A 17,730-nucleotide genomic window follows, 5' to 3' on the forward strand; every position below is an offset into this window, starting at 1 on the left:
CCATGACTCAACCCACACAGACCCGCAGCTGGGTCGCCTCCGCCAACGGTCACGCGGATTTCCCCCTGCAGAACCTGCCGCTGGGGGTGTTCAGCATCAACGGCTCGGCGCCGCGCAGTGGCGTGGCGATTGGCGACGCGATCTTTGACCTGCACGCCGCCCTGGATGAGTTTGACGGTGAAGCGCGGCGTGCGGTCGAGGCGACTGCGGGCGGCCAGTTGAATGCCTTTTTCGAACTCGGCCGCGGCCCACGCGTAGCCTTGCGCGAGCGTCTGCTGGAACTGCTCGCCGAAGGCAGCAAGCTGCAAACCCGCGAGGCGCAGGTGTTGCACCGTGCCGCCGATTGCCAGATGCACCTGCCGGCCAAAATCAATGATTACACCGACTTCTACGTCGGCATCGAACACGCGCAGAACGTCGGCAAACTGTTCCGTCCCGACAACCCGCTGTTGCCCAACTACAAGTACGTGCCGATTGGCTATCACGGCCGCGCCTCGACCATTCGTCCCTCGGGTACGGATGTGCGCCGCCCCAAGGGCCAGACACTGCCGGCCGGCCAGGCCGAGCCCACCTTCGGCCCCTGCGCCCGCCTGGACTATGAACTGGAACTGGGCATCTGGATCGGCCAGGGCAACACCATGGGCGACGCGATTGCCATCGGCGATGCGGCCGAACATATCGCCGGTTTCTGCCTGCTCAACGACTGGTCGGCACGCGATATCCAAGCCTGGGAATACCAGCCGCTCGGGCCGTTCCTGTCCAAGAGCTTCATCACCAGCATCTCGCCCTGGGTAGTCACGGCCGAAGCGTTGGAGCCGTTCCGCAAGGCGCAACCGCCGCGGCCCGAAGGCGATCCGCAGCCGTTGCCCTACCTGCTGGACCCTCGCGATCAAAAGGCGGGCGCCTTCGATATCGAGCTGGAAGTGCTGCTGACCACCGCATCGATGCGTGAGCAGAACCTGCCGGCCCATCGCCTGACCCTGAGCAACACCCAGCATATGTACTGGACCGTGGCGCAAATGGTTGCGCACCACAGCGTCAACGGTTGCCAGTTGCAAGCCGGTGACCTGTTTGGTTCGGGCACGTTGTCGGGGCCGCAGCCGGGGCAGTTCGGCAGCCTGCTGGAGATCACCGAAGGCGGCAAAAAGCCGATTGAACTGGCCTCCGGCGAGGTGCGCAAATTCCTCGAAGACGGCGATGAAATCATCCTGCGTGCGCGCTGCAACCGCGAAGGCTTTGCCTCCATCGGTTTCGGCGAATGCCGTGGCACTGTGGTCGGCGCGCGCTGAGGGGGCGGGGGTGATGGAACTCTATACGTACTATCGTTCGACCGCGTCCTACCGGGTGCGCATCGCCCTGGCACTCAAGGGCCTGGATTTCACGGCGGTGCCGGTCAACCTGCTGGTGCCGGCTGGCGGAGCCAATCGCCAGCCCGAGTACCTGGCGATCAATCCACAAGGGCGTGTGCCGGCGCTGCGCAGCGATGAGGGTGGCCTGTTGATTCAGTCCCAGGCAATCGTCGAATACCTGGAGGAACGTTATCCCCAGGTACCGCTGCTGTCCAAAGACCTGGCGGCGCGTGCCCACGAACGCGCCGTGGCATCGATCATCGCCTGTGATATTCACCCGTTACACAACTCCAGCACCCAGAACCTGCTGCGCCAGTGGGGCCATGATGAGGCGCAATTGCTTGAGTGGATCGCGCATTGGATCAGCCAGGGGCTCGGTGCGGTGGAGCAGCTGATTGGCGATCACGGGTTCTGCTTTGGCGAGCAGGCGGGCATGGCCGATGCATTCCTGATTCCGCAGCTTTATGCAGCCGAGCGTTTCAAGGTGCCGTTGGCGGCGTACCCGCGTATCGGGCGGGTGGCCGCACTGGCGGCGCAGCATCCGGCGTTCGTGCAGGCGCACCCGGCCAATCAACCTGACACACCATAATTCCCATAACTTGCACAGAAACAAAATGTGGGAGGGGGCTTGCCCCCGATAGCGGTATGCCAGCTATGAATATGTCGACTGGCACACCGCCATCGGGAGCAAGCCCCCTCCCACAGTTTTTGATCAGCGCCAGCCAATAAAAATAATGAAAGGTACCTTGCGATGCACAATCAGCTTGCCAGCTTTCGCGCGGCACTCGACGCCCGTCCGGTGTCTCGCTATCAGTGGTTGATTCTCCTGCTACTGGCATTGCTACTGGTGACCGATGGCTACGACGCCCAGGTGCTCGGCTATGTCGTGCCGGCATTGGCCAAGGACTGGGGCCTGGAAAAAGCCGCGTTCGGCCCGGTGTTCAGCGCCAACCTGCTCGGCCTCACAGTGGGCTCGCTGCTGGTGACGCCACTGGCGGACCGGTTCGGTGTGCGGCGCATCCTGCTGGGCTGTGTGCTGATCTACGCCAGCCTCACCGTATTGATGGTGTTCGCCAACTCCCTGACCACGCTGATGGCCGCACGCTTTATCTGCGGCATCGGCATGGGCGGCGCAATGCCCAGCGCCATGGCCTTGATGTCGGAATATTCGCCGCCACGCATGCGCACACTGATGGTGACCCTGGCAGCCTGTGGCTTCTCGTTCGGCGGCGCGGCCGGTGGGTTTGTGGCGGCGGGGTTTATCGACGGTTTCGGTTGGCAAGCGGTGTTCCTGGCGGGCGGTGTTACGCCGCTGCTGTTGTTTCCGTTCCTGGTGTGGCGGTTGCCCGAATCCCTGCCGCGCCTGCTGCGCGATGCGCCGCCCTATGCGCGCTTGCACAAGGTCACGGCGCGCATGTTGCCCGATTGGCGGGCGCCCCTGGCGAGCGAGGCGCAGAATCGCCAGGAGCAGGGCAGCCGGTTGACCGTGGTGGAGCTGTTCCGTAACGGCTACGCGCGCCCCACGGTGCTGATCTGGGCGACCTTTTTCGTCAGCCTGATCCTGCTGTATTTCATGATCAGCTGGCTGCCGTCGCTGTTGCTCGAAAGCGGGCTGGCGCTGAACCAGGCCAACCTGGTGACCTCAATGTTCCTGTTTGCCGGCACAGTGGGCGCCATCGGCATGGCCTGGTTCGCCGATCAGCTGAAAAGCAAAGTGCGCCTGTTGTCCGCTGTGCTGGCAGCGGCGGCGGTGTGCACTGTGCTGCTGGGCCTGAATCATGACAATCCGCGTTACCTGGTGGCGTGCGTGTTTGCCGCCGGGTTCTGCATCATCGGCGGCCAACTGACCCTCAATGCGTTCGCCAGTAATTTCTACCCGGCGCACGTGCGCGCCACCGGTACGGGCTGGGCATTGGGGGTGGGGCGATTCGGCTCGATCCTGGGGCCGTTGTTCGGCAGCCTGCTGCTGGCGATGCATATTCCGGTGCAGCAGATTTTCTTCTTCTGTGCGATTCCAGCGGTGATTGCTGCGCTTTTGATTATTCAGGTGCGGTCGCCAGGTACGAGCGAAGCCATGAAGCCGTCGCCGGGCGACCTGCTCAAAGCGCCCTAATGCACTACGGAATTGGGCGGCAGGTGCCCCAGCCGCTCGGTCAGGCGCAGGCGCTGGATAGGGTCTTCGCTGAGCATCAGCGCGTGTTCCAGGTCAAACCGCTCGGCGCTCGGGCAGTCCAGGCGCTGATACAGGCTGGCCCGCGCCAGGTAGTCGGCGGCGCTGGCATTGCCCAGCTCGAGCACACGCTCGGCATCCACCAGGGCGGCCAGTGGTTCGTCGTTGGCGAGGTACAGCTGGCGCAGGTTACGTGACAGCCGTTGCAGAATCGCGCGCGGATCGGCGCTGTGCAGGTGCTCTGCCTGCAGTTTGAGATTGGCTCCGTACTGGCGGTGCAGCAGTTCGCGACAGTCGTTGGGGTACAGCCGCCGACCGCCGCACGGGTCCAGCAGGTGATCGGCGCCGGGTACCCGCAGCAGGAAGTGGCCGGGGAAATTCACCCCGACCAGGGGAATCTCCAGGCGCCGCGCCAGCTCCAGCGCGATCAGGCCCAGGGCCAGGGGTTGCCCGCGTTTACGTTGCAATACCTTGTCCAGCAACGCGGCGGCGGGGCGCAGCGGGGTGAAGTCATCCTGGGCAAAGCCAAGGTCGTTCATGCAGCGCAGCAGCGGCTGGCCCAGTTCATCGGCCGGCAACGTGGGCATGCCCAGGCTGACCTGTTGTTGCAGCAGGCCGAACGCCTGCAGGATCAGTTGTGGCTGTACGCCAGCATCATGCTCGGCCGCAATCCACAGCGCGGCTTCGAACAGCGCAGGGGGTGAACGGTCCAGGCAGGCGAAAAAGGCTGTGCGGGGATTCATTGCATTCTCCGGCGGATGCCCTCGTTTTAGCCTTGCTGCGAATTTTCGTCCAGCATCTTAAGTAAATATCCCACGCTCTTATGCCGCGGGTCCCACGAAACGGGGACGCTTATTCCAGTGCGATCGAGCAGTTTGCTGTTGTCAGCCTATACTTGGGCCACTACCAGAAGTGATTCGGGAGCACGACGATGTTTGCGCTCATGCACAGCACCCGCCTGGAATCGCTGCACCTGAGCGTCGACCCGGTGAGCGGGCTGAAGGCGATCATCGCCATTCATAACAGCCGCCTGGGCCCGGCTTTGGGCGGCTGTCGCTATCTTGCCTACCCCGATGATGAAAGTGCCATGGCGGATGCCGCGCGCCTGGCTCAAGGCATGAGCTACAAGGCCGCTTTGGCGGGCTTGCCGGTGGGCGGCGGCACGGCGGTGATCCTGCGCCCCGCCCATGTGGAGAGCCGCGCAAGCCTGTTTGAAGCCTTCGGTCGCTGTGTGGAGCAACTGGGCGGGCGCTACATTACCGCCATCGACAGCGGCACCTCTGTCGCCGACATGGATTGCATCGCCCAACACACCCGGTTCGTCACCAGCACCACGGCCGCCGGTGACCCTGCACCGCATGCGGCCATGGGCGTGTTCACCGGCATCCGCGCCACCGCCATGGCTCGCCTGGGCAGCGACAACCTCGAAGGCCTGCGCGTGGCGGTGCAGGGCCTGGGCAATGTCGGTTACGCCCTGGCCGAACAACTGCACGCGGCGGGTGCCGAACTGTTGGTCAGCGACATCGACCATGGCAAGGTGCAACTGGCCATGGAGCAATTGGGTGCCCACCCCATCGCCAACGACGCTTTGCTCAGCACGCCCTGCGATATCCTCGCGCCTTGCGGCCTGGGTGCGGTGTTCAATCGCCAGAGCGTCGGCCAACTGCGCTGCGCCGCCGTGGCTGGCTCTGCCAGCGCGCAGTTGACCAACCTGCAAGTGGCCGACCAACTGGAAGGGCGCGGCATCCTCTACGCCCCGGACTACGTGATCAATTCCGGCGGCCTGATCTACGTCGCGCTCAAACACAGCGGCGCCGAGCTGCCGAGCATCACCGCGCACCTGTCCAACATCGGCAGGCGCCTGACCGAAGTCTACGCCCATGCCCAAGCCGAAAAACGCTCCCCGGCACGGGTCGCAGACGAACTCGCCGAGCGCCTGCTGTACCAATGAACAGGCATTAAAAAGGCCCTGAATCCATGATTCAGGGCCTGTTCAATTCGGGCTTTATTCCGCCGCCGCGTTCAGCAACTCGGACAACGCGTCCGGCTGGCTCTTGAACGCCTTGGCAAATACATCGCGGTTCTTCGCCATGTAGATCCCGGCTTCCTCCACCTGCTGCTCGCTCAAGGACGGCACGGCTTTTTGCAACACTTCTGCCAGCAACTCAGCGAGTTCAAGCATCTTGTCATGACGGTCAGCTTCGGCTTTATCCATGAACAAACGCTCCAGATCTCGGCTGCTGCGGTATACCACTTCGACGGCCATTCACCACCTCACATGCCTTCACGATAGTTGTCTTTTGCGACTACTGTATTTATATACAGCGAAAAGCATAAGCCAAACGCGAGGGTTTGGATAGTAGGTTTTTAATGTAGTTGGGAAATGGGGGTTTGCTACAGCGGAAATTTCGCACAGCACGTCGAGGTTGCTGAGCAATCCTACGGTGGCTTACCTTTCACGGGCTTTGCATTCGCATGGCCGAGCTTGGCGGCTCGATTTAAGGGAAGGAGAACCTACGTGTTTACTTTTGGAGTCGTACCATGGAAAGAAATACCTCAGTCAATACCGACCATCTGAATCCAGAGCCGCCTGTCACGCTTTTCAGTGTAACGCCCAACACTGACACAGAGGCCTTGCTTGCTAACGCGAGCGAAACCTTGCGCAGCGCCCGTGAAATGGCCAACGCGCTAGCCTTCGACCTTGAAGGTCCTCAGCGAAGCTTGGTATTGGGGATTCACCAACTGGTGGAGCTGGGAGGCTTGTTAGTCGACCGAGCGCTGGAACACGTCGCACCCGTCTGAGTTCCAACGACACCTTTGCCGAATGCGTTGGACGTGGCGAGTGAGCTTGCTCGCGCTGGGTTGCGTAGCAGCCAAATTCAGGCAAAGGTGTGCTTTCAGAAAAAATCCCAGTGACAGTTTGTTGGAGCGCTTCGCACTCCAGCGGGAGCAAGCTCCCTCGCCACACAAGAGGCGTTCATATGAAAAATGAGTGTTTTGAAAGCCCTCAAAGCTGGGATGACGATCCGGCCTACGACCAATGGTTTCGAGCCAAGGTGCAAAAAGCCTTGGATGACCCATGCTCAGGCATTTCTCATGAAGAAGTCATGAGCGAGATGAACGCACTCATCGAGTCGAAGCTTTCACTCCATCAAGCCGATTAAGTGCCTAATATCAGCCTGCCACCATCTCACTACCCGGCCTCTGGCCTTTTTTCTGCATGCAGAACAACCGTCACGTCCCTCCCGCATTATCCGGTCGAGCCGACCTAAGGAAACATCATCGTGAAAATCAACTGGGCCGAAAAGCTGCGCCAGCGAGTCCATGGGCTGGCCGAGTCGCTGGGCAATCTGTTTGTGGAGTCGTTCCACTACCTGGCGCTGTTCGCTATCGGGGCGGTCACTGCCTGGGCGGCGGTGATGGAGTTTCTGGGGATGCTGGAGAACGGGCATATCAAGATCGATGACATCTTGCTGCTGTTCATCTACCTGGAATTGGGCGCCATGGTCGGGATTTATTTCAAGACCAACCACATGCCGGTGCGCTTCCTGATCTACGTGGCAATCACCGCGCTGACGCGTCTGCTGATCTCCAACGTGTCCCATCACAACCCGCCGGACGTGGGCATTATCTACCTGTGCGGTGGAATTCTGCTGCTGGCCTTCGCGATTCTGGTGGTGCGCTACGCGTCGTCGGCCTTTCCGTCGGTGAAGGTCGAAGGCCCGCGTCGCAAGGGCGAGGCGAGCCTGGAAACCGAGAAGGGCGAGCTTTAAAGCCCGACGCTGAACGGCAGGCTACGGGTGGGCGGTGGCTGCAAGAGCTTGTGATTGTCGCCATCGGTCATCACCACGAGGATTTCCATAGCGCTGTGACCCTGCTCGATGGCGATGCCGAACTGGATGCTCTGCACCAGGCGCTTGAGCCGTTGCGGGTCGTTGCGTTGTTCGGCGCTGATCATGCGTTTGGCCACTACGCCGCTGTCATCGGAGAGCGTGAGCATGATGCTGCCGTCCAGCCGCTGGATGCTCAGGTTGACGCGGTATTGGGGGCTGAAGGTGTCGGTGATGATCTGAAAAGGGTTGTCCATGGTGCGTTACCGCCTGATAAGAACATGCAGTCATTGACGACCGGTGTCGGGAATAGTTCGCGTTGCCTGACCACCGGCCAAAGTCCGTTTTCCTCAGAGGCTGTACAGCAAGGGCCGTGCCGTACAGCGCACTGCCAGACGATCAGCAACTCATGTGGGAGGGGGCTTGCCCCCGATAGCGGTCTTCCAGCCGAGCATTTATTGGCTGACACACCGCTATCGGGGGCAAGCCCCCTCCCACATTTGATACAGGTTGTGCTGGGAACGGTGATCCGTTTCAGGGCAGTACGCAAAAAACGACCGCTGACGGCGCAGTCATCCCGGTCAGCACTCCACCCAGCTGACCGCCAGGCCGCCCCGTGACGTTTCTTTGTATTTGTCATGCATGTCGGCGCCGGTATCGCGCATGGTGCGAATCACCCGGTCGAGGGAAATAAAGTGCTTGCCGTCGCCGCGCAGGGCCATTTGGGTGGCATTGATCGCTTTGACCGCCGCGATGGCGTTGCGCTCGATGCACGGCACCTGCACGAGCCCGCCAACCGGGTCACAGGTCAGGCCGAGGTTGTGTTCCAGGCCGATTTCGGCGGCGTTTTCCAGTTGCTCAGGTGTAGCGCCGAGGATCTCGGCCAGCCCGGCGGCGGCCATGGCGCAGGCCGAGCCGACTTCGCCCTGGCAGCCGACTTCGGCACCGGAGATCGAGGCGTTCTTCTTGCAGAGGATGCCGACGGCGGCGGCAGCCAGAAAGAAATTGACGACGTCGTCATCGGACGCGTCGGCGTTGAACTTCATGTAGTAATGCAGCACCGCCGGGATAATCCCCGCCGCGCCATTGGTCGGTGCGGTGACCATGCGCCCGCCTGCGGCGTTTTCTTCGTTGACGGCGAGGGCGAACAGGTTGACCCACTCCATGGCTGACAAGGTCGAAGTGATCACGTTGGGCTTGCCGATTTCCAACAGGCTGCGGTGCAATTTCGCAGCGCGCCGCGGTACATCCAGGCCGCCGGGCAGAATGCCTTCATCGCGCAGGCCTTGTTCCACGCACTCGCGCATCACCGACCAGATATGCAGCAGGCCGCTGCGGATGTCTGCGTCGCTGCGCCACGCTCGTTCGTTGGCCATCATCAACTCCGAAACCCGCAGGCCGTGCTGGTTGCACAAGGCCAACAGCTCGACGGCGCTGGAAAACTCGTAGGGCAATTGCACATCGCTGGTCGGCGCAATGCCCGACGCGGCTTCGGCAGCTTCGATGATGAAACCACCGCCCACCGAATAATAGGTTTGCTCGCTTAGCAGGCCGCTGTCGCCATAGGCGTGCAGGGACATGGCGTTGGGGTGGTAGGGCAGGCTTTCGTCGAGCAGCAGCAGGTCGGTGTGCCAGTCGAAGGCAATGTTCTGCTGGCCGGCGAGGAGCAGTTGACCGGACTCGCGCAGTTGCTGGATGCGTGCGTTGATCGAGGTGGGGTCGATGCGATCCGGCCATTCTCCCATCAAGCCCATCACACAGGCGCGGTCGGTAGCGTGGCCGACGCCGGTAGCTGACAGTGAACCGTATAAACGCACTTCGACGCGGCGGGTTTCACTGAGCAACCGTTGTTCGGTCAGCGCCTGCGCGAAGGTCGCCGCAGCGCGCATCGGGCCGACGGTATGGGAGCTGGACGGGCCAATGCCCACCTTGAATAGATCGAAAACACTGATAGCCATGCTAAAGCCTTACAAGCAATGGAGTAGAAATCGCTGCCATGTTTTGTAGAGCAGGCGGAATTGACGCGATACTGAGCCTCTGGATCAGCACTGACCAACGAATTATCCTAAGACACTCTTTAGCAGGACTAAACGCTATGACCCGCCCCCTTCATGGCCAGACGTATGGCTGGCTGCATGTGTTTTCATGCGCTGCACGGCACTTGTCGTTCACCCGCTGCGCCGAAGAACTGCACATCACGCCGGGGGCGGTGAGCCAGCAGATTCGCCAGTTGGAGGAGCGCCTGGGCTTTCGACTGTTTTATCGGCGCGCCAGGGGCGTGGAGCTCAGCGCCGAAGGGCAACGCCTTGCGGCGGTGGTGGGGGAGGCCTATGGCAGCATTGACGCCGAATTACAGCGTCTGGACGCTGGGATGATCAGCGGCACCTTGCGCCTGCGTTCGATCCCGTCGTTTCTTGGCAAGTGGCTGACCCCGCGTCTGCCACGGTTGCAGCAGCGTTTTCCAGACATTCAACTGCGCCTGGTCGCCGAAGACAGCAGCATCGCCCTGCACGAGGGCGACTTCGACCTGGCCATCGACCTGAACGACGGTAGCTACCCAGGCCTGTTATCCACAGCGCTGCTGGACGAACAGATCTTTCCGGTCTGCGCCCCCAGCCTGCTACGCGGGCGCCCGCCGTTGCATGGGCCGGCGGACCTGGTGCATTTCCCGCTGTTGCACGACATCACTGCCTGGCGTGGGAGTTATGAGTATGCCGAGTGGGAGTTTTACCTGAATGCCATTGGTTACCACGACGCCGATGTGCGCCGCGGGCATACCTTCAACCGCAACCACCTGACCATCGAAGCCGCCATTGCCGGTATGGGCGTTGCGATTGCGCGGCGCACGTTGCTCAACGATGAACTGGAGCGCGGCAGCCTGATCGTGCCGTTCGGCCTGGCCGTGCCCAACCACAAACGCTACGTGCTGCTGTACGCGCCAGGCGCATTGAGCCATCCGGGCGTGCGCGCGGTGCATGATTGGCTGGTGGAGGAGGCAGGGGTTTTCCGGGCATTGCACCCAATGGGAGCGGGGCAATTGTGAGGATCTTCAGGGGTAAGAAGATGTAACTAACTCCCCACCCTAACAGCGTTTTTGCTTGTCGTCAGGGTTAATTTGTAATGTGGGATTTATCTTTGCAAAGGGGTTGAAATGTTTCAGCGAGTGCTCAATTGTGTAATCAAGAGGTCATGGTTTCACCACCCTGGTGTTGCAGTTTGTGATCTCTGGCGAGCTAGCTGAAATAAGGGAAGAACTATGCAAATCCAAGTCAATAGCGATAACCATATTGAAAGCAGCATCCGACTGGAGGAGTGGGTACGTACTACCATTGAGAGCACGCTCGAACGTTATGAAGAAGACCTGACCCGTGTCGAGGTCTACCTGCGGGATGAGAACGGCGACAAGCCCGGTCCCCACGATTTAAGTTGCCGTCTGGAGGCACGTCCAAAAGGCCATCAAGCGATTTCGGTCTGCCATAAAGCCGATACGCTGGAACAAGCGATCGATGGCGCGGCCACCAAGCTCGACCACGCGCTGGACCATCTGTTCGGCAAACTGCAAGGCAAGCCCCGCGCTGCCGGTAAAAACCAGCCGACCACCAAAGTCAATGAAGATGAGCTTGAACAGGAGTTTCTGGAAAAAGAACGGGCCGTATTCAACGGCTGATGGTTTTTTTCACTCCCCTTGAAGACGGGCCTGCGCATGCAGGCCCGTTTTTCGTTTAACGGCGCCGTTTGAAGAAATACCCGCTAAGCATCGCCAGCCCGCAAGCACCCAACCCTGCAAAGAGCATGGCCCAGCCGGCGCCGTTGCGCAGCGCCGCCTGGGCCTCGTTGAACACCAAACCCGGCACGGCCAGCTTGCCCGCCGCGATGTGCTGGCTGAGTGTCGGCCACTCCATTGCCGTGCTTGGCGGCATGACCTCGGCCAGGTAATGGCCGATCCCCAGCAACAGCACAAGGCCCATCAACGCGATGTTGAGCGCCAGGGTGATCAGCCGTGCGCTGAAGTCGATACCCGAGGCCATGCCTGCGCGATCAGCCGAGACGGCGCCTGTAGTGGTGTTGGTGGTGGGCGAGTTGGTCAGCGCCAGGCCGATGCCGGCGATCACGCAACTGAGCAGCACCAGCAGCGTGCTTGGCTGCGCGACGCCATTGGCGGCGGCCATTGCCAGAAACCCCGCGCCCATCGTCGCCAGGCCCACCGGGATGATGCGTTCGGCGCCGTAGCGCAGGGCCAGGCGCTCGGCCAGCGGCGGCACCAGCAAGGTGGGCAAGGTGTAGGCGAGCAGGGCGCCGCCGGTGGTCAGGGTGTCGTAGCCCAGGCCGGCCTGGAAATACAGCGGCAGGTAGATCATGAACGGCCAGAAGCTGAAGTTCATGCCGATCGAGCCCATCAGCGCACCGGTGAAGCGCTGGATGCGCAACACCGAGATATCGAACATCGGATGGGCGCTGCGCTTTTCAACCACGATGAACAGCAGTAACGCCACCAGCGCCAAACCCGCCCAGCCGAGCATGCCCGGTGTGGTGAAGCCATGCTCGGTGCCCTGGGTGATGAAGTACACCAGGGCGAACACCGCCAGCGTCAAGGTCAGCATGCCGGCGATATCGAGGCGATGGCTGGCCGGGTCGCGGGATTCCTGCACGCTGATGCGCAACAGCACCAAGGTGAACAGGGTGAGCGGCACATGCGCGAGAAATACCCAGCGCCAGTCCGCGACTGCCAGGATCAGCGCACCGACCATCGGCCCGAACCCCAGGCCCACGCCGGCAATCACACCCCAGATCGCGAATGCCCGGGCGCGTGCCGCCGGTTCCCGAAACAAGTGCGACAGTATCGCGAACTGGCAGATCATCATCGCGCCGGCGCCGATGCCCTGGACGAAACGCGCCACGATCAGCGTCGGTGCGTCGTTGGCCAAACCACAGGCCAGCGAGGCCAGGCCGAAGACCCACAGGCACAGCACCAGCATACGTCGCCGGCCAAAGCGATCGGCCAGGGTGCCTGCTGCCATCAGCACGCTGGTGCAGGCCAGGGTGTAGGCATTCATGATCCATTGGGCATCTTGAAACCCCGTGCCCAGTTCGCGCTCCAGGGTGGGCAGGATGACCGGCACGCTAGAGATTTCCAGGCCGAACATCAGGGCCACAAGGCACACGGCGGTGAGCGCCAGACCGTTTCTGGCGACATGCGGTGGGCTGAGGGCCGATAGCGTGGCGGCGGGTGGCATGCGACGTTCCTTTCGAGAGTGGGAGGGATTATTCTCTCGGGAATCTGGTGCTTTATTTGCGATGATTTTTCCATGGATAAGGGAATGCAGGGCGACAAACTATGATGAGCACCCCACGTTTCGATGGCGTCGAGCTGTTTGTGCAAATCGTCGAGAGCGGCAGCCTGAGCGCAGCCGCCGACCGGCTGAATCTCACCCGTTCGGCAGTGGGCAAGGGCCTGGCGCGGTTGGAAGCGCGGTTGGGCACTTGCCTATTGCAACGCTCTACGCGCCGCCAGCGTCTGACCGAGGATGGGCAGGCGTATTACGAGCACTGTCTGCGCGCGCTGGCAGAGCTGGAGGCGGCCGAGTCGGTGCTGGAAAGCGGCCGTCAGCAGCCACGCGGGCGCTTACGCGCGAGTTTGCCGCTGGCGTTTGGTCACCACTATGCCGCGCCTGCGCTGTGGGGCTTGATGGATCGCTATCCACAGTTGGAGATCGATATCAGTTTCTCCGACCGCATGACCGATCTGTCGCAGGAAGGCTTCGATCTTGCCGTGCGCATCGGCCCACTACCGGATACCGACCGCCTGAGTGCGCGGCGCCTGGGCGAGCAGGTCATGGGCCTGGCGGCGTCGCCCGCGTATTTGCAGCGCAGGGGGCCCATTGACTGTATCGAAGACTTGTCGGCTCATCGCGGCATTGCCTACCGCAGCAACAGCGCTCATCGCTCGCGGTTGGTCACGCCCTTGGTGCTGGACGACCTCCAGGCCGTGGCCGATGCGGCCATCGCGGGTGTGGGGCTGGCCTGGCTGCCGAGTTGGTTGATCGCCCACTATGCGCTGCGCGGGCAACTGGCGGCGGTGCTGGCCGATTTCCGCGAACAGCCAGCCCCCATCCACGTGATCTGGCCGACGGCGCCGCACATGCCGGCCAAGACCCGATGCGCCATTGATGCGCTGATCGCGGCCACCCCCAGTTGCCTGGCGGGGAGTTAAAAGACCTCATCGGATCTCTAAGCGGTACTCGGTCCAAATGTGGGAGGGGGCTTGCTCCCGATAGCGGTGGGTCAGTTAAAAATATACTGACTGACACTCCGCCATCGGGAGCAAGCCCCCTCCCACATTTGGATTTGTTGTGATCTACAAAGGCAGGCAGTCAGAACGCGATAGATGTTTGCACGTACACCGTGCGCGGCTCACCCACGTACTTGCCCTTGTTGTTATCGTCGAACGAGCGCGTGTAGTACTGCTTGTTGAAGATATTCTTCACGCCGACCGCCACGTTCAAGTCCGACAGCTGTGGGCCGAAGTCATACGCTGCGCGGCTGCTGAACAGCATGTAGCCGGGGATGCGTCCATTCGCGCCGTCGGCGCTTTCGGCCTGGGTGTTGGCGTTGTCGGCGAATTGGCTGCTCTGGTAGCTGCTGTCCAGGTTGAGCTTCCACGGGCCTTCGGTGTAACCCACGCCGAGGGTGCCTTTGTGCCTGGACGAGAAGGGCACGCGGTTGCCTTTGTTCGGGCCGTCTTCGCGGATGGTCGCGTCGACATACGCATAGGTGGCGTACACATCGAAGCCGGCCAGTGCCGGGTTCAAGCCGTCGAGGGCATAGTTGATGCTCGACTCGATGCCCTGGTGCCGCGTTTCACCGCGTGCGATCACGGTGTCACTGGTTTGGTTGCTGTCGTACTGGTTGTCGAAATTGATCAGGAACGCACCGATTTCCGCGCGCAGGCTGCCGTTGTCATAGCGCGTACCGAGCTCCCAGGTGCGGGCTTTTTCCGGTTTCACTTCACCGCTGCTCACGCGGTTGGGCATCTGGCTGTACTGCACGCTGCCGAACGAGCCTTCAGTGTTGGCATAGAGGTTCCAGTCGTCGGTGAGGTGGTAGAGCACGTTCAACGCCGGCAGCGCAGTGTTGTAGTCGCCTTTGTAATTGACGTTGCTCAGGTTGTTGGTCTGCTGGGACTTGATCATCTCGTAGCGGATGCCCGGCGTGAGGGTCCACTTGCCGATATCGATGCGGTCGTCAATGAAGAACGCATTGGCCTCGGTGCCGCCGCGCGTGTCGCGGTCGTTGCGGCTGTCGGTAGTCGGGATTTGCTGGTTGGCGGCAATCGGCGTGCGGTAGCGCAGCTCGTGGCCGGCTTCGTTGATGTAGCGGTAGCCGACGCCGACTTCGTGTGTGGTGGGGCCAAGGTCGAAGCCTTGGGCGAAGCGGGTTTCCAGGCCGCGTACCCAGTACTCGCGCGGTGACAGCGAGAGGAAGTTGCCCTGGTCGAGGTAACCGCTGCGCAGGGTCTTGGTGAAGAAGCTGTTGACCGTGAACTCACGGCGGTCCTGCTCGTAGCGGTAGCCTAAGTTGACCATCGTACGGCGGCCCCAGAACTTATCGTAGGGGCGGGTCGACTGGTACGGGTCAGCCTTGTAGTCCTTGACGTTCAAGCCGCCGGGCATATCGGCCTGACCTTCGTAGTACTGCGCCATGGCGTTGAAGCTGTTGGCGTCGTCCAGTTGGTATTTGCCCTTGAGGATCAGGTCGTCGATGCGCGTGTCACTGTTTTCGCGCCAGTCGCCGCCACGGGTGCCGGAGTACAGGAGCGCGCCGCCCAGGCCATTGTCGGCGGTGCCACCGGCCAGCAGGTTGCCGGTGGTCTTGAAGCCGTCGTGGCTGGAGGACGGGCTGGTTTCGGTTTGCAGGCCGCCTTTGACGGTGGGCGCATCCGGGATCGCGCGGGTTACGAAGTTGACGATGCCGCCGACGTTTTGCGGGCCGTAGCGCACCGCGCCGCCGCCGCGTACCACGTCGACCGCGTCCATGTTGCCCATGCTGATCGGTGCGAATGACAGTTGCGGCTGGCCATACGGTGCGAAGGGCACGGGAATGCCGTCCATCAATACCGTGGAGCGCGACGCCAGGCGTGGGTTGAGCCCGCGAATACCGAAGTTCAGCGCCATGTCGTGGCTGCCGGTGCCATTGTTGTCCGGGGCGTTGACGCCGGGGATGCGGTTGAGCACGTCGCGGGCCTGGGTCGCGCCCTGGCGTTCGAAGGCTTCGCGGCGGATCACATCGCGCGCGCCGGGGTGTTCGAACACGTTGGTCTGCGCCGCATCGCCGAGCCAGTCGCCGACCACGTTGGAGGTCTGCAGTTCGAGGGTAACCGGGGCGCTGGCCGGTTGCAGGCTGTAGGCGTTGTCGCCCTCGGCACGGGCTTGCAAGCCACTGCCTTCCAACAGTTTATTCAGGCCTTCGGCGGTGCTGTAGGTGCCCGACAAGCCCGGGCTTTGCAGGCCGGCGGTGACCTCGGAGCCGAAAGTCACCAGCACCCCGGCTTCGCGGCCGAACTGGTTCAGGGCCGCTTCCAGACTCGTCGGTGCGATGTGATAGGCCTTGGCTTCGGCCGCCATCACTGGGGGCAGCGCGGTCAGGCTGAGACTGGCGCCGAGGAGGAGTTGGCGCAGGGTACGGGCAAGAAGCGTCGGTTGCAGGGGCATGAAGGGCGGTCCTGAGAAGGAAGGATCAAGGTGGCTTTCCTTCTCTGTCACGCGAGGACGGGAAAACGGCTCACTGTTTTTCTGAATAATTTCAGGCGCGGGCCTGAACCGTCACCCAGTAGCGGGTAAAGCGTCGCACGGTGACCGGCAGGCTGACTTCCAGCAGGTCGAGGATGCGTTCGCTGTCATCCAGTGGATAGCTGCCCGACAGCAACAGGTTTGCCACCTGCGGGTCGCAATTGAGCTGGCCGCGACGGTAGCGCCCGAGCTCGCCGAGGAAATCCTCCAGGCGCATATGCGCAGCCACCAGCATGCCGTCTGCCCAGGCACCGCTGTTGGCGTCAGCGGGGCGAGGGCTGTCCCAGCCTTTGCGGGTGTAATTGACCTGATGCGCAGCCTCGACGGTCAGCGGCAGGCCGCTGTAGTGGTTGGGCATCACGTCGACTTGGCCGTCGAGCACCGCCAGTTGGGTATGGTCACTGAACTGCCGCACGTTCAGTCGCGCCGCCTGGCTGCTGAGCAGACCCTGGCTGGTGAGTACGCGCAGCGGCGTGGCACCGGCGCGGGCGGTCAGCAGGATTTCACCTTCGAGCAGGCGGATCAGTCGCTGCTGGCTATCGACATGCACATCCACCGCGCTGCCGGTGTTGAGCTGCAACTGGCTGCCGTCGGCCAACTGCACGGTGCGGCGCTGGCCGACGGGGCTGCGGAAGTCGGCGGTCAGCGGCGGCAGAATACGCTGCTGGCGCAGGCCCCAGGCTGCCGCCGAACCGGCGCCGAGGAGCAACAGCAGCTTCAGCGCCTGGCGCCGGCTGTTGGACGTCGGTGCATTCAACGCCGCGTGCGCCAGGGGCGAAGGCACGCCGCGCAGGCGCTGGTTGACGCGCTGGATGTGGTCCCACGCGCGCTGGTGCTCGCTGTGCGCATCCAGCCATTGCTGCCAGGCGGCCTGTTGGCGCGGGTCGAGCGTGCCTTGCTGCATTTTCAGCAACCAGTGCACGGCTTGTTCGGCGACGGGGGGCGAGATGTTCATAGAGCGAAGTAGCAGCGCAGAGCGGCTTTATGCAGATGGCGTTTGACCGTGGCAATGGAAATGCCCAACTGCGCACCGATTTGCGCATAGGTAAGGCCATCGAGCTGGGCCAGCAGGAAGGCGCGTTTGACCTGGACCGGCAAGCCGTCGAGCAATTGGTCCAGCTCCACCAGGGTTTGCAGGATGATGGCGCGGTCTTCCTCAGATGGCGTCACCTGTTCCGGCAGTTGTGCCAGGGCATCGAGGTAGGCGCGTTCCAGGTCCTGGCGACGGTAAAAGTTGAACAGCACGCGCTTGGCGACCGTGGTGAGAAAGGCGCGGGGTTCGTTCAGCGTTGGCGCTTCCCGTGCGCTGAGTACACGGATGAAGGTGTCCTGGGCCAGGTCGGCGGCGCTTTCCGGGCAGCCGAGCTTGCGTCGCAACCAGCCGGTAAGCCAGTGATGATGGTCGTTATACAGAACTTCGACGGTGTTGGACGGTGGCAACGGGATCACTCCATCAGCATCGGCATGCTTTAGAGAACAAGAATTGTTCGCATTGTAGGGGCGGGGACGAGGTTCGGCAATCCGCGAAGCCGGTGATTCATCCGTTCTCTTTTGCTTATGAGAATATTTATCATTAATATTGCGCGCTGATGAAC

General features: G+C 62.1%; 18 protein-coding genes. 10 read left to right on the plus strand and 8 right to left on the minus strand.

Going from position 1 to position 17,730, the window contains the following annotated elements:
- The first annotated feature begins 2 nt into the window (after positions 1-2).
- From fahA to C4J88_RS04970, 3 genes are all read left to right on the plus strand, one after another.
- Positions 3-1,289, plus strand: coding sequence for a fumarylacetoacetase (gene fahA, locus C4J88_RS04960; protein ID WP_124406345.1), 1,287 nt, complete (start codon positions 3-5; stop codon positions 1,287-1,289).
- A 13-nt stretch (positions 1,290-1,302) separates the two neighbouring features.
- Positions 1,303-1,938, plus strand: a complete 636-nt coding sequence (gene maiA, locus C4J88_RS04965) for a maleylacetoacetate isomerase (RefSeq protein ID WP_124406346.1) — start codon at positions 1,303-1,305, stop codon at positions 1,936-1,938.
- A gap of 162 nt (positions 1,939-2,100) precedes the next feature.
- Positions 2,101-3,462, plus strand: coding sequence for an aromatic acid/H+ symport family MFS transporter (locus tag C4J88_RS04970; protein WP_124406347.1), 1,362 nt, complete (start codon positions 2,101-2,103; stop codon positions 3,460-3,462).
- Here the strand turns inward: C4J88_RS04970 and C4J88_RS04975 are convergent.
- Complete coding sequence (locus tag C4J88_RS04975; protein ID WP_124403168.1) at positions 3,459-4,262, minus strand: SirB1 family protein; 804 nt, start codon at positions 4,260-4,262, stop codon at positions 3,459-3,461. The two genes, C4J88_RS04970 and C4J88_RS04975, sit on opposite strands and share 4 nt — an antisense overlap.
- 188 nt (positions 4,263-4,450) lie before the next feature.
- Here C4J88_RS04975 and C4J88_RS04980 point away from each other — a divergent pair, with 188 nt between their 5' ends.
- Positions 4,451-5,470 carry a Glu/Leu/Phe/Val dehydrogenase dimerization domain-containing protein gene (locus tag C4J88_RS04980; protein WP_124406348.1) on the plus strand — a complete coding sequence of 340 codons (1,020 nt, stop codon included), beginning with the start codon at positions 4,451-4,453 and terminating at the stop codon, positions 5,468-5,470.
- A 54-nt stretch (positions 5,471-5,524) separates the two neighbouring features.
- Here C4J88_RS04980 and C4J88_RS04985 read toward each other — a convergent pair whose 3' ends face one another.
- Positions 5,525-5,785 (minus strand): YebG family protein, encoded by a 261-nt coding sequence (locus tag C4J88_RS04985; RefSeq protein WP_003171979.1) that lies wholly within the window; start codon positions 5,783-5,785, stop codon positions 5,525-5,527.
- A 275-nt stretch (positions 5,786-6,060) separates the two neighbouring features.
- Here C4J88_RS04985 and C4J88_RS04990 point away from each other — a divergent pair, with 275 nt between their 5' ends.
- The 3 genes from C4J88_RS04990 (at position 6,061) to C4J88_RS05000 (ending at position 7,292) form a co-directional block, all read left to right on the plus strand.
- Positions 6,061-6,321 (plus strand): DUF6124 family protein, encoded by a 261-nt coding sequence (locus tag C4J88_RS04990; RefSeq protein ID WP_124406349.1) that lies wholly within the window; start codon positions 6,061-6,063, stop codon positions 6,319-6,321.
- A gap of 179 nt (positions 6,322-6,500) precedes the next feature.
- A complete protein-coding gene (locus tag C4J88_RS04995; protein ID WP_124406350.1) occupies positions 6,501-6,683 on the plus strand; it encodes an antitoxin in 183 nt (60 codons plus the stop codon).
- 120 nt (positions 6,684-6,803) lie between these two features.
- Positions 6,804-7,292, plus strand: a complete 489-nt coding sequence (locus C4J88_RS05000) for a phosphate-starvation-inducible protein PsiE (protein ID WP_124406351.1) — start codon at positions 6,804-6,806, stop codon at positions 7,290-7,292.
- Here the strand turns inward: C4J88_RS05000 and C4J88_RS05005 are convergent.
- Together C4J88_RS05005 and C4J88_RS05010 are read right to left on the minus strand one after the other, a co-directional pair.
- Positions 7,289-7,606, minus strand: coding sequence for a DUF3509 domain-containing protein (locus C4J88_RS05005; protein ID WP_124406352.1), 318 nt, complete (start codon positions 7,604-7,606; stop codon positions 7,289-7,291). The two genes, C4J88_RS05000 and C4J88_RS05005, sit on opposite strands and share 4 nt — an antisense overlap.
- A gap of 324 nt (positions 7,607-7,930) precedes the next feature.
- Positions 7,931-9,307, minus strand: a complete 1,377-nt coding sequence (locus C4J88_RS05010) for an L-serine ammonia-lyase (RefSeq protein WP_124406353.1) — start codon at positions 9,305-9,307, stop codon at positions 7,931-7,933.
- A gap of 137 nt (positions 9,308-9,444) precedes the next feature.
- Between C4J88_RS05010 and C4J88_RS05015 the strand changes: the two genes are divergently transcribed.
- Together C4J88_RS05015 and C4J88_RS05020 are read left to right on the plus strand one after the other, a co-directional pair.
- Positions 9,445-10,392: a LysR substrate-binding domain-containing protein gene (locus C4J88_RS05015; RefSeq protein ID WP_124406354.1), complete on the plus strand. Its 948-nt coding sequence runs from the start codon at positions 9,445-9,447 to the stop codon at positions 10,390-10,392.
- A gap of 213 nt (positions 10,393-10,605) precedes the next feature.
- On the plus strand, positions 10,606-11,016 hold the full coding sequence (locus C4J88_RS05020; protein ID WP_124365933.1) for an HPF/RaiA family ribosome-associated protein: 411 nt from the start codon (positions 10,606-10,608) through the stop codon (positions 11,014-11,016).
- Between the two features lie 55 nt (positions 11,017-11,071).
- Here C4J88_RS05020 and C4J88_RS05025 read toward each other — a convergent pair whose 3' ends face one another.
- On the minus strand, positions 11,072-12,583 hold the full coding sequence (locus tag C4J88_RS05025) for an MFS transporter (RefSeq protein WP_124406355.1): 1,512 nt from the start codon (positions 12,581-12,583) through the stop codon (positions 11,072-11,074).
- Positions 12,584-12,687: 104 nt separating this feature from the next.
- Here C4J88_RS05025 and C4J88_RS05030 point away from each other — a divergent pair, with 104 nt between their 5' ends.
- Positions 12,688-13,560 carry a LysR family transcriptional regulator gene (locus C4J88_RS05030; RefSeq protein WP_124408591.1) on the plus strand — a complete coding sequence of 291 codons (873 nt, stop codon included), beginning with the start codon at positions 12,688-12,690 and terminating at the stop codon, positions 13,558-13,560.
- 160 nt (positions 13,561-13,720) lie between these two features.
- On the opposite strand, the gene fecA is transcribed toward C4J88_RS05030, so the two are convergent.
- The 3 genes from fecA to C4J88_RS05045 form a co-directional block, all read right to left on the minus strand.
- On the minus strand, positions 13,721-16,057 hold the full coding sequence (gene fecA / locus C4J88_RS05035; RefSeq protein WP_124406356.1) for a TonB-dependent Fe(3+) dicitrate receptor FecA: 2,337 nt from the start codon (positions 16,055-16,057) through the stop codon (positions 13,721-13,723).
- 91 nt (positions 16,058-16,148) lie between these two features.
- Positions 16,149-17,090, minus strand: coding sequence for a FecR domain-containing protein (locus C4J88_RS05040; protein WP_124406357.1), 942 nt, complete (start codon positions 17,088-17,090; stop codon positions 16,149-16,151).
- Positions 17,087-17,575 carry a sigma-70 family RNA polymerase sigma factor gene (locus C4J88_RS05045; RefSeq protein WP_124369744.1) on the minus strand — a complete coding sequence of 163 codons (489 nt, stop codon included), beginning with the start codon at positions 17,573-17,575 and terminating at the stop codon, positions 17,087-17,089. Before C4J88_RS05045 ends, C4J88_RS05040 begins: the two co-directional genes overlap by 4 nt.
- Positions 17,576-17,730 lie beyond the last annotated feature (155 nt).

The organism is Pseudomonas sp. R4-39-08 (assembly GCF_003852275.1).
Classification (GTDB): domain Bacteria; phylum Pseudomonadota; class Gammaproteobacteria; order Pseudomonadales; family Pseudomonadaceae; genus Aquipseudomonas.

Coding starts and splice junctions, on each gene's coding strand:
- fahA (WP_124406345.1), top strand. CDS start 3: ATGACTCAACCCACACAGACCCGCAGCTGGGTCGCCTCCGCCAACGGT.
- maiA (WP_124406346.1), top strand. CDS start 1,303: ATGGAACTCTATACGTACTATCGTTCGACCGCGTCCTACCGGGTGCGC.
- C4J88_RS04970 (WP_124406347.1), top strand. CDS start 2,101: ATGCACAATCAGCTTGCCAGCTTTCGCGCGGCACTCGACGCCCGTCCG.
- C4J88_RS04975 (WP_124403168.1), bottom strand. CDS start 4,262: ATGAATCCCCGCACAGCCTTTTTCGCCTGCCTGGACCGTTCACCCCCT.
- C4J88_RS04980 (WP_124406348.1), top strand. CDS start 4,451: ATGTTTGCGCTCATGCACAGCACCCGCCTGGAATCGCTGCACCTGAGC.
- C4J88_RS04985 (WP_003171979.1), bottom strand. CDS start 5,785: ATGGCCGTCGAAGTGGTATACCGCAGCAGCCGAGATCTGGAGCGTTTG.
- C4J88_RS04990 (WP_124406349.1), top strand. CDS start 6,061: ATGGAAAGAAATACCTCAGTCAATACCGACCATCTGAATCCAGAGCCG.
- C4J88_RS04995 (WP_124406350.1), top strand. CDS start 6,501: ATGAAAAATGAGTGTTTTGAAAGCCCTCAAAGCTGGGATGACGATCCG.
- C4J88_RS05005 (WP_124406352.1), bottom strand. CDS start 7,606: ATGGACAACCCTTTTCAGATCATCACCGACACCTTCAGCCCCCAATAC.
- C4J88_RS05010 (WP_124406353.1), bottom strand. CDS start 9,307: ATGGCTATCAGTGTTTTCGATCTATTCAAGGTGGGCATTGGCCCGTCC.
- C4J88_RS05015 (WP_124406354.1), top strand. CDS start 9,445: ATGACCCGCCCCCTTCATGGCCAGACGTATGGCTGGCTGCATGTGTTT.
- C4J88_RS05020 (WP_124365933.1), top strand. CDS start 10,606: ATGCAAATCCAAGTCAATAGCGATAACCATATTGAAAGCAGCATCCGA.
- C4J88_RS05025 (WP_124406355.1), bottom strand. CDS start 12,583: ATGCCACCCGCCGCCACGCTATCGGCCCTCAGCCCACCGCATGTCGCC.
- C4J88_RS05030 (WP_124408591.1), top strand. CDS start 12,688: ATGAGCACCCCACGTTTCGATGGCGTCGAGCTGTTTGTGCAAATCGTC.
- fecA (WP_124406356.1), bottom strand. CDS start 16,057: ATGCCCCTGCAACCGACGCTTCTTGCCCGTACCCTGCGCCAACTCCTC.
- C4J88_RS05040 (WP_124406357.1), bottom strand. CDS start 17,090: ATGAACATCTCGCCCCCCGTCGCCGAACAAGCCGTGCACTGGTTGCTG.